Here is a 13,721-nt window from a genome sequence, read left to right as displayed (position 1 = left end):
CTCGTGCGGTGGTGGACGGGCCCGGGCGGTGTTGGCGTGGGAGCGCAAACGTCGTGCTCTCGGGAGGCTCCGCCATGCGTCGTCCGTACCGTGTTCTCGCCCGGGTCGTGGCCCTCGGGATGCTCGCGGGGGCGGCGGGCTGCTTCGTGGACGATCCGGGACACCCGCGCGGCTTCCCCGAGGCGGCCGTCGTCGACGAGACGGCCTCCCCCTCGTCCTCGCCCTCCGCCCCGTCCGCCCTCACCGACGCCCGGGCCAGAAGCGCCCTGCTCCGCCAGGACGACCTCGGCGAGGCGTGGGCCGGCACCCAGGGCGCGGCGACCTGGCGGGACGGCCTCCTCAAGGGCCGCACCGACCTCCCCGAGTGCCAGGAACTCCTCGACGGGGTGTACGCCGAGGACGTCCTCGGCGAGCCCCGGGGCGGGACGGCCGTCACGGGCTTCGACGACTACGAGTACGGCGCCCAGCTGCGCTACCAGGTGGGCGCGTACGACCGGGCCGACGTCGACGCCCGGCTCAGCCACCTTGGCCAACTCGTCGACAAGTGCGGTGAGTTCACCATCACCGGCTCCCAGGGCCGGGAGTACGGCGCCGAGGTCACCCCCGTCGAGCTGCCCGGCGACCTGGGCGACGCCCGGCAGGGCCTGCGGCTGGTCGTCAGCGGTGACGTCGAGGGCGAGGACAGCGCCCTCACCCTCGACCTCGCGACCGTACGCGTCGGCGACACCGCCGCCCTCGTCACCCACGGCGGCCTCTACGGCATCGACGACACGGCCACCCGCGACGCCGCCACGGCGGGGGCGAAGCGCCTGAGGAACGTCCTGGAGACGGAGGGGCAGGACACGAAGAAGGGCGAGAAGACCCCGAAGAAGGAACCGAAGGCCCAGAAGACGGACGAGACGGAGGGCGAGACGGAGGACGAGACGGAGGGCGAGACGGAGGACGAGACGGAGGACGAGACGAAGGCGCCCTCCGACGAGGAGCCCTCCTCCGAGGACGACTCCTCCTCCGAGGCTCTGCGGCCCGCCCACGTCCTCACCGGCGGCTCCCCCACTCCTCCTTCAGCAACGGCGTGACGACGCCCCGCACGTCCTTCTCCGACACCTTGCTCTGCACGGCCCCGGCGATGCGGCCCTCGCGGTCGACGAAGAGGGTGAAGGGAAGGATCCGCGGGTTCACGAGGCCCTTCGGCAGCCGCAGGAACTGCTTGCCGCCGGGGTCGTGGAGGCTCGGGTAGGACAGTCCGAGGTCCCGCTGGAAGGCGAGCGCGTGGGACCGGGACACGTCGGCGCTGACGCCCAGGACCTGAACACCCCGTGCACCCGACTTCCGCTGCACACGGTCCAGATCGGGCGCCTCGGCCCGGCAGGGCCCGCACGTGGAGGCCCAGGCGTTCACGACGACGACCCGGCCGCGGAAGTCGGAGAGGCGGACGGGCTCTCCGCCGACACTCGTCCCGGCGAAGTCGGGGGCCACGGGGCGCTCGGCCACGGGGATGTCCTTGAACAGCCCCGCCCCGCCCCCCTGCCGCGCCCGCTCGGCCCGCTCCACGCCGGCCGGCAACGGCTTCGGTGTGGCACAGCCCGCCATCGCGAGGCCGACCACGAGCACGCACAGGCCCGCGCGGGCGTTCGTCTTCATCGCCGCACAGCTTAGGCAACTCCCTTACGGGGTGCGCCGATCGGCCTGTCGGAGAAGGCTGGAACAGTGCCGTGGTCACCGGTTGACCGCCGGTGACCCACGGGGATGCGAGGAGCGCGGATGATCACGCCGTGGCGTCGGGCGGTGGTGTACGCGGTGCCGGTCACCCTTCCCTCGTGGCTGTGGGGGGTGGCCGTGCTGAACGTGGGGGTGCTCGCCGGGGGCCCGTCCGCCGCCGACCTCGGCCCGGACATGACCGTCGGCGGCGGGCTGCTGTTCGTGCCGGTGGCGGTCCTCGTGCTGACGCTGGTCCGCAGGACGCTCCCCGCGCTGTCGCGCTGGCGCACCGCGACCATCGACGTCTCGGTGTACGCGGTCCTCTGCCTGCTCTGCGTCGTGGCGACCCTCCTGGCGGCCGGCTCCGGCGCGGCCGACGCGGTGGACCGGGCCTTCGTGATGATGACCGCCGCCCTCCTCGACCTGCAGTTCCTGCCGGCCCTCGCCCTGTGCGCCCGGCGCTACGACCGCCTCGTGCCGAGGGCCCCCGCGAACCGCCTGCCCCACGGCCCCCACACCGCCTGACGAGGCCACGGACCGTGGCACCGGCCCACACCGACGGACCGACCACGGGGTCAGCGCGCGGCGTCCTCGCACTGTTCGCCCCGAACCCGTTCGATCGGTCCCACCAGGGAGCTGAGGTGTACCAGGACGCCGTCGACCGCCGTGATCCGGTCGGCGACGAAGGCCTGGACGGCGGGGTCGCGGCCGTAGGTGATGAGGACGCGGTAGCCGGAGCCGGCGGAGGAGGTCTCCCGGAACACCCAGTCGACGCCGTCGACCTCCACGCACGGGTCGTCGGTCTCGGGCGGGGGCTCCAGGCCGCAGCGCAGGACCACGCCCCCGTCGCCCCAGGAGGCCACGCCGGTGACGGAGACGGGGTCGCGGGACTGGTCGGCGATGCGGGCGGGGTAGCGCTCGATCAGCCGGGTGCAGGCCCGGTCGTCGGCGCGCGCGGCCGGCCGTACACCGAGGGCGGGGGAGGAGACCTCCCGCGCCACGAGCACCCCGGCGACCACCGCCGCACCCAGCCCCGCCCCGAGCGCGACCCACCCACGCCTCGAAGGGCGCCTCATCGTCAACTCCTCCGCGGCACCCGGGTCATGGCGAGGGTCTCGCCGCCGGCCCCTGCGCCCTGACCGACATGTTCGCATCCACCCCTCTGACGGTCGGAGCGGGCGGGCTCAACCCTGTCCGGACGGCGGCCGCGCGGACCGGCCCGTGCCCGGCTTGACGCCCCACACGTACACCGCGTCGTCCTCGTGCATGATGTTCCAGAGCCGTTCGGCGTCCGCGTAGCGCAGGTTCACGCAGCCGTGGGAGCCGCCTCTGAAGAGGTCGTCGAGGACGCCGTGGAAGGCCTGCCCGTTGTTGAAGAACTGGGCGAACGGCATGGGGGCGTCGTCGTACAGGTCGGAGTGGTGGTCGCGGTTCTTCCAGTAGACCGTGTGCCAGCCGGTGCGGGTCTCCTGGCCGTCCCTGCCGGTGCGCACGGGCACCGGCGCGTAGATCACCCGCTTGCCCTGCTGCACCCACATCAGCTGACGGTCGAGGTCCACGCACGTCACCTGGTACGTCCGCACGGGGCACTTGCCGGCCGCGTTGGGGTCGGGGCGGGCCTGCACGACCAGCATGGTGCGGTAGGTGGCGAGGCCCGCGTAGCCGTCGGCCGGCTTCACCCGCGTGCGCTGCTGGAACGCGCGGATCGCCACACAGTCGGCGGTGGACTGCCGGCCGTCCTGGGGAAGCCGGAGATGGCGTTCCAGGTCCCACTGGTAGGGGCCGGTGCGCGTGGCGCACTCCGGCGCGGGCGCCGACGCGGCGGCGGGGACCCACGTCCAGCCCAGCAGCGCGGTCGACACCGCCGCGACCACGCTTATCCGGGTCTTCTGCGCCTTCCCCGTCTTCCGTGTCCTTCGTCTCGTCAACGCGGCCTCCGGTACTCACTCACTCGCTCGGTCGCCGAACCCCCTCCCAGAGATACGGCATCCGGCCCGCCCCGGAGACGTCGTGCTGGGCCGAACGGGCTCCCGCCCGCCGGCCCCGCACACCATGGCGCCCCGGGTCCTCGAACGGGACCCGGGGCGCCGGACTCAGGAAGGCGTCAGCACTTCTTGCCCTTGCACGCCTCTCCCCGCACGTTGCGCAGCTTCACGAGCAGCCCGTCTCCGGCCGAGGCGTTCCTCGGGGTGAGGACGTACGGCCCCGTGACCGGCTGCTTCGGCTTGAGGTAGCCCTCGGGGACGTCGGTCTCGACCAGGTGGTACGTGCCGGGCAGGAGCGAGCCGAACGAGCAGCGGCCGGTGCGTGAGCTGGCGCAGTCGTTGACGAACCGGTCCTTGCGCATGCCGTGCCGCTGCAGGCCGCGGACGCCGTTGGTGTCCTGCCACAGCTCGAACACCGCCCCGGCCAACGGCTTGCCGGACTTCTTGTCCAGCTTCAGGAGCGTCAGCCGCACCGACTTGGTGAGGCCCGCGTCGACCGTGTGGTTCACATGGCCGGGGTCGCCGACGCGGACCGTGGTCCGGCCGTACGCGTCGACGTCGGAGTCGATCGCGCGGTTCGAACCGGCGCCCTTGACCGTCCACTTGAGGGAGGCGTGGCTCGGGCGGCCCGGCAGGACGGTGGTGTCGACGCCGCGGTGGTCGAAGGAGACCCGGTAGGTGGTGTTGGGCCTCAGGCCCTGCCCGTCGCCGATGTAGTACTCGCCGTTCGCGTCCGTGTGGGCCGTGAGGTCGGGGCCGGGCGACTGCGGGTCGAGCGTCACCTTCACGCCCTTGACCGGCGGCTCGGAGGGGTCCTGGATACCGTTGCCGTTGACGTCGTACCAGACCCGGTTGCCGATCTGGACGGGCGCCCGGTCGCAGACCATCTCCAGGTCGGCGAGGCCGTTGCCCTTGCCGAAGAGGAGGGCGCGCCGCTTGGCGTCCGCGCTCCAGGTCCGCTGGATCGTGAGGTTGCCCTCGGTCCGGCCCTTGTCGGCGCTCCAGCGGCGGACGCCCTGCTCCCAGGGGTGGTCGTCGAACGGGTCGTAGACCGTGCTCCACAGCCTGTTCCGGAACGGCTGGAGTGCCGTGCCGCCCTGGGTGACCTGGTCCTCGTGGGCGTCCGCGAGCGCGGTCGAGTCGGCGTAGAACTCGCCGTGGCCGGGGCCCTCGTCGTTGTTGGGCCGCGCTCCGTAGAGCGCGTCGCACCGGGCGTTGTTCTCCAGCGTGTACGTCGTACGGGAGGCGCACACGCGCAGCACGTCACCGGCGGCGATGGCTCTGACCAGGCCCTTCTTGTGCGCGTTGAAGGGGTACGTCGCCGTCCCCTGCATGTCGGCGAAGCGGTCGCGGAAGCCCAGCACCAGGTCACCGTTGTCGGCGATCTCGATGTTGGACAGGATCGGCTGCGGCGCGGAGACGAAGGAGAGGTGTCCGGGCACGGGGACGCGCTGGTTCCACGCCTCCCACATGGCGCTCAGCGGCCGGCCGACGGTTGAGGGCTTGGCGCAGCGGTCGATGCTCGCGGGCAGTCCGGTGAACCGGTAGGCGCAGCCGCGCGGGTAGTTCATCGCCGTGTGGAAGAGATGGCGGAACGAGCCCCGGCGGAACTCGTAGACGTGCGCGGTGACTTCGGACGGGTCGCCCCACGGGGCGGTCCTGCTCACCGTGTTCTCCGCCCCGCACACCCCGCCGACGAGCACCCGCCCGCCGCGCACCCCGATGCCGTACGGGTGCCAGTGCCCGGCGCAGTCCGCGGGCCTGGGGACGACGTGCGAGCGGTAGGTGCCCGGGTAGACCTGGTCGCCGCTGCCGCGGATCGGCACGGAGTACAGCCGGGAGTCGTTGAGGCTGACCGCGTAGAGGGTCCTGCCGTCACCGGAGACGTCGACGTCACCGATGCCCTCCCGGCCGACCCTGCTGTAGACCGGGTTGTCCCGGAGCCAGTCGTCGGACTCGTCGTGCTCGGTGAGCAGGCCCGGCAGGGTGACGAAGGTGCTCACCCCGGAGTCGCTGTTGCGGCGGTAGATCGTGTTGGTCGCGCCCGCCGGCCCGTACGCCGCGTGCCGTTTGACCAGCGTGCCCATGTACGTGTTGCCGGTCCGGTCGTTGCCGATGCCGAACACGGCGCCCTGCTGCGTGTTGTTGGTCAGCCGCTCGACCGTGCCACCGGGGTGGGTGTCGGAGAAGTTCCCCGAGAACTTCACCAGACCCTGGTGGGTGTCGGGGGCGTCGCCCTTGGTCAGGTTGCAGGTCACCAGGTCGGGGTTCTCCTGGCAGTAGACGCCGGGCTCCCAGAAACCGGTCGTGTACGTCGTGCTCCGGTTCTGGGTCACGTCCACGAAGCCGACGCTGCTGCGCATGACCTTCGGGCCGTCGCCGAGTCCGGCGATCGCCGGCTGCAGGGTGCGGGGGTCGGGGTTGTGGACCTGGACGCGGTATCTGCCGCCGGCCAGCGGGGAGTTGGACGGCTGGAACCAGGCGACGCCATAGGTGTTGGTGGTCCGGGTCACCACCGTCCCCCGGTCGTCGGTCAGCGTGACCCGCACGCCCTCCCGGCCCTTCTCCAGGCCGTGGTCGTACGTCCCGTCGCCGTCCACCTCGTTGACGACGCGTACGGTCACGTTGCCGTCGCCGGGTGCCCTGCCGTCCACCGTGCCTCTGGCGCCGGGGCCGGCGCCGACCGCCTCGCCGGCCGGCCCGAGCACCAGCGCCGCCGAGACGGCCAGGACCAGACCCACGCCCCCCGGAGTTCTTCGCTTCACGCCACGTCCCTCTTCTCCTGATGTCCTGCCGAGGCGACGGAACCCGGTGCCCGAAGCCGACCCCTGCATTCATATGAAGTGCCAAGCGCCACTAATCAGGCCGAACGGGGCACGGGAGGGGTGGGAGGGGGTGGCGTGATGCCGGGAATGTGGAGATTCGGGGGAGGCGGGGGCATGCGGGAGAGGGCCGGGGGCCCGGCGATTTCACCCGGCCGGGCGAGCGAAGGCGTCCCCGCATGGCGTACGGCGGGGATTGGCGGTAGGCCGGTGTCGCGGGGAACGGCGGTGGGCGGCCCGTACCCGCGGGGAGCGGCGGGGTCAGGCCGGTGGATCACCCGACGGGTCCGCCGACGGGTCCGCCAGTGACTGTTCCGCCCAGATCACCTTGCCCTCGGGCAGGAAGCGGGTGCCCCAGCGCTGGGTGAACTGGGAGATGAGGAAGAGGCCGCGGCCACCCTCGTCGCTGGTGCGCGGGTGGCGCAGATGGGGCGCGGTGGCGCCGCCGTCGAACACCTCACAGATCAGGGTGCGTTCGAGGACGAGCCGGAGCCGGATGGGTCCGGCCGCGTGCCGGATCGCGTTGGTGACCAGCTCGCTGACGACGAGTTCGGTGGTGAACGCCAGCTCGTCCAGCCCCCACGCGCCGAGCTGCCGGGTGGTCGTCTTGCGGGCCTCCGCCACCAGCGCCGGGTCGGCCGGCAGCTCCCAGGAGGCGACCCGGTGGGCGGGCAGCCGGCGGGTGCGGGCGAGGAGGAGGGCGACGTCGTCGGTGGGGCGGGCCGGGGCGAGGGCGTCGAGGACGCGCTGGGCGTGCCGTTCGAGGGAGGACTCGGGCCGGGCCAGCGCGCGGCACAGGGCTTCGCGGGAGGCCTCGGCGAGCAGTCCGTCGGTGTGCAGGGCGATGACGGTGCCCTCGGGAAGTTCCAGCTCCAGGGCCTCGAAGGGCCGCTGGTCGACGCCGAGCGCGGGCCCCTCGGGAAGCTTCGGGAAGGTGACGGTGCCGTCCGGGGCGACCAGGGCCGGGGCCGACGGTCCGGCGGCGGCCATCGCGCACCTGCCCGACACCGGGTCGTGGACCACGTACAGACAGCGGGCCCCGACCGTCGGGCCGCCGCCCCCGCCCGGCTCGGCACCCTCCTGACGTGCCGACTTGGCGACCATGTCGTCGAGGTGGGCGAGTACCTCGTCCGGCGGCAGATCGAGGTCGGCGAGGGTGCGTACGGCCGTACGCAGGCGGCCCATGGCGGCGGCGCCGTCGATGCCGTGGCCCGCGACCTCGCCGATGACGAGGGCGACACGGGCACCCGAGAGCGGGATGACGTCGTACCAGTCGCCGCCGAGGCCGGTCAGTTCGTCGGCGGGCCGGTAGCGGGCGGCGACCTCGGCCGCGTCCTGCTCGGGCAGCCGGCGCGGCAACAGGCTGCGCTGGAGGACGAGGGCGGCGTCGCGCTCGCGCGTGTACCGGCGGGCGTTGTCGACGCAGACGGCGGCCCGCCCGACCAGCTCCTCGGCGAGGCCCAGGTCGACGGCGTCGAAGGGGTCCTGCCGGTCGCGCCGGAAGAACGTGGTGATGCCGAGCGTGATGCCGCGCGCCCGCACCGGCACGATCATCACGCTGTGCAGCCCCAGCGCGTCCGCGGGCACCGTCCGGCCGCCCGGGGCCGCCCTGGCCCACTCGGCCGACAGCGGGTCGAGCCTCGGCTCCGTCCACGAACGGCCCTCGACCAGCGCCCGCACCGGCGGCGAGCCGGCCGCGTACGAGGCGACCGCGCCGATCTCCAGGACGGCCTCGGGCACCCCGGCGTGCACGGACTGCTGGGCGACCCGCCGCAGCAGGACGGAGTCGTCGCCGAGGGGGCCCGGTTCGGCTCCCCGCAGCACCGAGTCCAGCAGGTCCACGGTCACGAAGTCGGCGAGCGTCGGCACGACCACGTCCGCCAGCTCCTGCGCGGTCCGGCCCACGTCGAGGGTCCGGCCGATCTGCTCGCCTGCCCGGTCGAGCAGGGCCAGCCGGATGCGGGCGCGATGCTGCTCCGAGACGTCGACCACCGTGTAGTACACGCCGATCGGCCGCCCGTGGTCGTCCTCCAGCCGGGTGAACGACATGGCGTGCGCGGTCTCGCGGTGCGGTGCCGACCGCACCCTGCCGACGTGCTCGTAGTCGAGCACCGGGACGCCCGTCTCCAGTACCGACCGCATCTGTGTCTCGATGCGCTCGGCGTCGAGGCCGGGCTGCACCTCGGCGAGCCGCAGCCCCACCCGCTCGTGCGCCCGGCCGCCGCCGAACCGCTCCAGGGCCGCGTTCGACCACACGAACCGCAGCTCCGTGTCCACGATTGCTATGCCCACGGGCGACCACGCGGTCATCCGCTCCAGCACGGTCCGGCTCATGTCCCAGCCGGGAGCCTGCGTGGCATCGGAGACGAGAGCGACCCAGTGGGCGGCCTTGAGGGGGTCGGGGGAGGGGGAGGGCTGGGGTGCGGGGAGGGCCGGGGACGGGGGGAAGGGCAGACGGGCGGACGGGGACGGGAGACCGGGTGCGGACGTGTTCTGCCGGACCGCCGGCTTGCCGGAGCCCTGGGCGGCGGACCAGGTGCCGTGCCCCCGGGCCGGGCGCCCGGCCTCGGGCGCGGGCGGATGCGGGGTCGCCTGTGGGGTCGCCTGCGGCGCCGGTGACGCGGGCCGGGGTGACGCGGCTCGCAGCGCTACGGACTGGGACGACGCGGCCCATGGCGACATGGCCCGGGGTGGGGCGGGCTTGGGCGGGGGCGGGCCCTGCCGGGACGGCGTCCCGGCGGCCGGCCAGGTGCCCGTCTCCCGGGCCGGGGCGTGCTCGATCCCGGGCGCGGGCGGGGTCGGCGGTACGGGCCGGGACGGCGACGCGGGAGGCGTGGCGGAGTGGGCCATGTCGGGGTAGCCGGGGCGCGGGGCGGGCCAGGCGGAGGTCGGCTGTGGCGAGGTGGTGACGGGGGTGGGAGCGGGGGTGCCGGGCGGGGCGGTCGAACCGCCGGCCGGCCCGGTGGGAGCGGCGGATCCGGTGGCCCGGGTCGAGCCGGCCTGACCGGTCGCCTGGGCCGAACCCGTCGTTTCGGCGGAACGGGCGGAAGCCGTGGAACCGGCGGCGGGGGCCGCGCCGGGCGGGGCGGCTGAACCGGGTTGCCCAGGGGAGCCGGTCGAGCCGACCGCGGGCACCGCACCAGGCGGGACGGAAGTATCAGCCGCACCGGTGGAACCGGCCGAGCCCACGGAAGAAGCCCAGCCGCAAGCCGGACCGATCCCACTCACCGGGGCCGCCGGGCCGCCCACCGGGCCCGAGCTACCCACCGGGCCCGAGCTACCCACCGGGCCCGAGCTACCCACCGGGCCCGAGCTACCCACCGGGCCCGAGCTACCCACCGGGCCCGAGCTACCTGCCGGGCCCGAGCCACTTCCCGGGCCCGAGCTATCTGCCGGGCCCGAGCCGCTTCCCGGACCCGAGCCACATGCCGCACCCGAACCACCCGCCGCACCCAACCCACCCACCGACGCAGAGCCACCCGTGTGACCCGTCGGGTGACCCGATGTGTGACCCGGCGAGGTCGCCTCGCGGGTGGGGACGACCCGGACCATCACCTTGATGCGGTGGCCGTCGCGGTGGCGCGCGGTGAGGATGCCGGACCAGCCGCCGAGGGCGCGATGTGTTTCGGCCAGGCGCCCGATGCGTTCACCGTCCTCGTCGAGCAGGAGCGTGCGGACGCTGCGGCCGAGGATCTCGGCCGCCGGATACCCGAAGAGCCGCTCCGCGTCCCGGGTCCAGCTCGTCACGAACCCGTCCGCGTCGATCAGCAACGGCGCGGCATCGGCCACGTCGAAGCGCTGACGGGAAACGGCACTGTCCCTGTCGGTCCCCACGGCGACCCTCTCTGTCGCTGAGACGCCCTCGGGCCCCATTATTCACCTTGTGTGATCGCAGGTGGGCCAACTTGTGACGGCGCAAATCACACGGCCGCACGCCGTGGCGCACGGACCGGCACGCGCCAAGCGCCCACCAAGCAGCCGACCGCCGTCGCGCGAGCCCCACGGGACGGGCGGGATCGGGAGTGATCGGGCGTGATCGGGACGAAGTCGCCCGCCCGGACACCCCCAAGCCACACACACGGACCCCCGTACCCCTCACCACCCGTGCAGCCGTACGCCGGTAATGCGCCCCCGTACGCCCCCCAAGCTCCGGCGTGTCCAAACGACCGCCCCCTCCGCGGGAGGGGTGCGGAGGGGGCGGCCGGTGGCCGATTAAGGCCGGTCGGGAAGCGAGGGCGGGCCCGTGACCGGGACTGAGCCGGGCCGGGCCGTGCCGTCAGCAGTCGCGGAACTCCGGCGACTGGTTGAGGATCTGCGACCGCAGCGAGGTGAAGCGGACATACGTCGCACCGCCGCGCGCCTCCGGCGGGAAGACCGCCACCCGGTGGCAGTTCTGGAAGGCGAGCGCCACCCCGAAATGCCGCTCCAGGCTCCCCCGGATCGCGTCGCTGGACAGCGCCCGCAGCAGCTGCCCACGCTCCCGCTCCGACGGCGGCGGGGTCTGGTTGTCCGCGAACTCGGCGCTGGACGCGCGCAGTTCACCGACGAGGGAGGCGATCAGGTCGTACGCGTACGGCAGCGACGTACGGACCGTTTCCACGAACTCCTCCTCCCGCACCTCACCCTTCTCGGCATCGGCGAGCAGCTGCGGGGAGACGTCGAGCGACATGGATGTTCCTGTTCTGATCAGAGGGAGTCAGAGGAGCCAGCGGGAGTCAGAGGGGGTCAGAGGGAGACCGCGGCGGGCGCGGCGGAGGACGTGCCGGAGGCGGACCCGGCGGCGGCCGGCGCATCCGGACCGTGGCGGAACCCGGGGTCCACCTGAGCGGCCAGGTCGTGCCCGGTGGCGGCGTTGGCCCAGGCGGCGGCGTTGCGGAGGTGGAACTCGACGGCGTGACGCTGGAAGGTGGCCCAGTCCTTCGTGCGGGCGTCGACGGCGGCCTTCAGCTGCGTCAGCGTGTGCAGGTTGTGCGCCTCCAGCTCGCCCTGCGGCCGCCCCTGTTCCTGCGCGCGGACGTACGACGACTGCACGCAGTACGCCAGCAGGTCGTCGCCGACGTGCTCCTTGAGGAAGAGCAGGTCGTCCTCGCCGGTGACCTTGTTGCCGACGACCGCGATCGGGATGCCGAACTCGGCGGCGTGCTCGCGGTACTGCCGGTACACCGACACGCTCTTGCGGGTCGGCTCGGCGACCAGGAAGGTCATGTCGAACCGGGTGAAGAGGCCGGAGGCGAAGGCGTCCGCGCCGGCGGTCATGTCGACGACGACGTACTCGCCGGGTCCGTCGACGAGATGGTTGAGATACAGCTCCACCGCGCCGAGCTTGGAGTGGTAGCAGGCCACGCCGAGGTCGCTCTCGTCGAAGGCGCCGGTGACCATGAGCGGCACCCCGTTCACGCGCTCGACATGGCGGCCGTGGATCTCGTCGTCCCCGAGCAGCCGCAGCAGCCGTGAACCCCGGCCCGGTGGGGTCGTCTTCACCATGGCCTCGCGCGAGACGATCCGCGGGTTCGTGCCGCGCAGATGGTCCTTGATCTCGCCGGTGCGCGAACTCAGCGCCGGAGCGCCGAAGTCGTCGTCCTCGTCGAGGCCGAGCGCGTGCGCGAGATGCTGGTTGATGTCACCGTCGATCGCCACCAGCGGTGCGCCCGAGCGGGCGAGATGCCGGGCGAAGAGCGCGGAGAGCGTCGTCTTGCCGCTGCCGCCCTTGCCTACGAAGGCCACGCGCATGGACCGTCACCCCGCTCGCCCTCGGCGGCACCGTTGACGCCGATAATGAAAATGGATGTCATGTACGTAGAGTCGGGAGCGGCGGGCGGGATGTCAAATCCGTCCCGTATGAACTCACCGGTATGGCTGGTGAGTTGGTGAACCCTTTGCGGTTCGGCGACCCGGTCTTGGGGTTCCCGTGAGGTCCTCGTGGCAACTCGGAGGCGCCGATTCCCTTTGTGTCCCAAATGTGCGGTGAGCAGGGTTCGCGTGGGCCCCAGGGGCGGCCGGACCCGGCTGCCGGGCGGACGTTTCACGAGGTTGACAGCCCCTACCCCTTGGTAAACGATGTGCAGACTCTGTGGCTCAAGTGACCCCTGAGCCCAGTGTTTTCTACGACCACTCACACCCTGGCGCGGCCGGACCGGCGTGGCTTCGTGCTGCCGTCCTGCCGACACGCCCCGGGTGGGGTCCCGTACGTTCCGAGTTCGAGAATGGGATCTGCATGTCCATAGTGAGACGTGTCATCGTGACCCGCATGGTGGGGACGGGCATCGCCGCTCTCGCGCTGAGCGCGGCCGTGTCCGCGCCGGCCTTCGCCCAGGACACGCCCGGCGGCGAGGGCTGGGGCAAGAAGAGCTACGCCCCCGGCCAGGGCGCGGGCACGCCCACCGAGACCGACCGCTGCGAGTTCTCGCTGGACGGCGTGAAGTTCGCCGACTGGGTCAAGCTCGACGAGCAGAACCTCAAGCCCACCGAGGACGGCAAGGTCCACATCAAGGTCCGCGCCGCCTCCGACGCCACGACCTGCACGGTCTCCCTCGCGTCCTACCTCGCCCACGGCCCGACCTTCGCCACCTCCGGCGAGCAGGTCCTCGTCGACTTCGACACGGTGACGGTCGCCCAGGGCGCGACGGACTCCCTGGACATCGCGGTCCCCGACGCGGGCTGCTACGGCCAGGTCGACCTCTACCGGGGCAAGGTGAAGTTCGACGGCAAGCTCGACGCGAAGGACGGCTTCGAGCACGGCGACGTCCCCAAGGGCCCGGACCGCCCGGTCATCAAGGACAAGCTGATCGCGGCCTGGAACGGCGGCACGAAGGACTGCACGACGGAGCAGCCGCCGGCCGAGGAGAACCCCCCGGCCGAGGAGCAGCCCCCGGGCGGCGACCAGCCGCCCGCCGAGGAGCAGCCGCCGGCGGACGAGAAGCCCCCGGCGGACACGACCCCGCCGGCCGACGAGAAGCCCCCGGCCGACGCGCCCCCGAAGGACGAGTCCCCCTCGCCCTCCCCCTCCGACTCCACCCCGGCCGCCGCCACCCCCAACGGCGGTGAGCCCGGCGACCTGGCCGAGACGGGCGGCGGCAACGCCATCCCGATCGCCATCGGCGCGGCGGGCCTCGTCGCCGCGGGCGGCGTGATCTTCGTGGTGACGCGACGCAAGGGCACGAACCGCACGGCTTCGTGACGCGACGCGCGAGCGCGTGAACGTCCGCGGCGCCCGGGC

At 73.1% G+C, this 13,721-nt stretch carries 10 protein-coding genes and 1 pseudogene; 3 read left to right on the top strand and 8 right to left on the bottom strand.

Features of this window, described 5'->3' with window-relative positions; translation table 11 throughout:
- Positions 1–74: 74 nt before the first annotated feature.
- Positions 75–1,076: a hypothetical protein gene (locus ACWCRJ_RS00790; RefSeq protein WP_450937227.1), complete on the top strand. Its 1,002-nt coding sequence runs from the start codon at positions 75–77 to the stop codon at positions 1,074–1,076.
- Here the strand turns inward: ACWCRJ_RS00790 and ACWCRJ_RS00785 are convergent.
- Positions 1,036–1,641, bottom strand: coding sequence for a TlpA family protein disulfide reductase (locus tag ACWCRJ_RS00785; RefSeq protein WP_450937226.1), 606 nt, complete (start codon positions 1,639–1,641; stop codon positions 1,036–1,038). The two genes, ACWCRJ_RS00790 and ACWCRJ_RS00785, sit on opposite strands and share 41 nt — an antisense overlap.
- A 120-nt stretch (positions 1,642–1,761) precedes the next feature.
- On the opposite strand from ACWCRJ_RS00785, the gene ACWCRJ_RS00780 reads away from it, so the two are divergent.
- Positions 1,762–2,223 carry a hypothetical protein gene (locus ACWCRJ_RS00780; protein WP_450937225.1) on the top strand — a complete coding sequence of 154 codons (462 nt, stop codon included), beginning with the start codon at positions 1,762–1,764 and terminating at the stop codon, positions 2,221–2,223.
- Between the two features lie 50 nt (positions 2,224–2,273).
- On the opposite strand, the gene ACWCRJ_RS00775 is transcribed toward ACWCRJ_RS00780, so the two are convergent.
- The 7 genes and pseudogenes from ACWCRJ_RS00775 to ACWCRJ_RS00745 all read right to left on the bottom strand — a co-directional run bounded on the left by ACWCRJ_RS00775 (position 2,274) and on the right by ACWCRJ_RS00745 (position 12,235).
- Positions 2,274–2,774 (bottom strand): DUF3515 family protein, encoded by a 501-nt coding sequence (locus ACWCRJ_RS00775; protein ID WP_450937224.1) that lies wholly within the window; start codon positions 2,772–2,774, stop codon positions 2,274–2,276.
- A gap of 108 nt (positions 2,775–2,882) precedes the next feature.
- Positions 2,883–3,626 (bottom strand): L,D-transpeptidase, encoded by a 744-nt coding sequence (locus tag ACWCRJ_RS00770; protein ID WP_450937223.1) that lies wholly within the window; start codon positions 3,624–3,626, stop codon positions 2,883–2,885.
- Positions 3,627–3,802: 176 nt separating this feature from the next.
- A complete protein-coding gene (locus ACWCRJ_RS00765; protein WP_450937222.1) occupies positions 3,803–6,448 on the bottom strand; it encodes an SdrD B-like domain-containing protein in 2,646 nt (881 codons plus the stop codon).
- Positions 6,449–6,766: 318 nt separating this feature from the next.
- Positions 6,767–9,640 (bottom strand): SpoIIE family protein phosphatase, encoded by a 2,874-nt coding sequence (locus tag ACWCRJ_RS00760; protein WP_450937583.1) that lies wholly within the window; start codon positions 9,638–9,640, stop codon positions 6,767–6,769.
- Positions 9,641–10,084: 444 nt separating this feature from the next.
- A pseudogene (locus ACWCRJ_RS00755) lies at positions 10,085–10,378 on the bottom strand (PAS domain S-box protein); the annotation flags it as partial.
- A 403-nt stretch (positions 10,379–10,781) separates the two neighbouring features.
- Positions 10,782–11,174 (bottom strand): SCO5389 family protein, encoded by a 393-nt coding sequence (locus ACWCRJ_RS00750; RefSeq protein ID WP_450937221.1) that lies wholly within the window; start codon positions 11,172–11,174, stop codon positions 10,782–10,784.
- Between the two features lie 56 nt (positions 11,175–11,230).
- Positions 11,231–12,235 (bottom strand): ATP-binding protein, encoded by a 1,005-nt coding sequence (locus ACWCRJ_RS00745; protein ID WP_450937220.1) that lies wholly within the window; start codon positions 12,233–12,235, stop codon positions 11,231–11,233.
- Between the two features lie 484 nt (positions 12,236–12,719).
- Here ACWCRJ_RS00745 and ACWCRJ_RS00740 point away from each other — a divergent pair, with 484 nt between their 5' ends.
- Positions 12,720–13,682, top strand: a complete 963-nt coding sequence (locus ACWCRJ_RS00740; protein WP_450937219.1) for a hypothetical protein — start codon at positions 12,720–12,722, stop codon at positions 13,680–13,682.
- The last annotated feature ends 39 nt before the right edge of the window (positions 13,683–13,721 follow it).

Source organism: Streptomyces sp. NPDC002324, from assembly GCF_053593335.1.
Note: the sequence above shows the minus strand (reverse complement) of the source record. Positions and strands in the feature narration are given on the sequence as shown.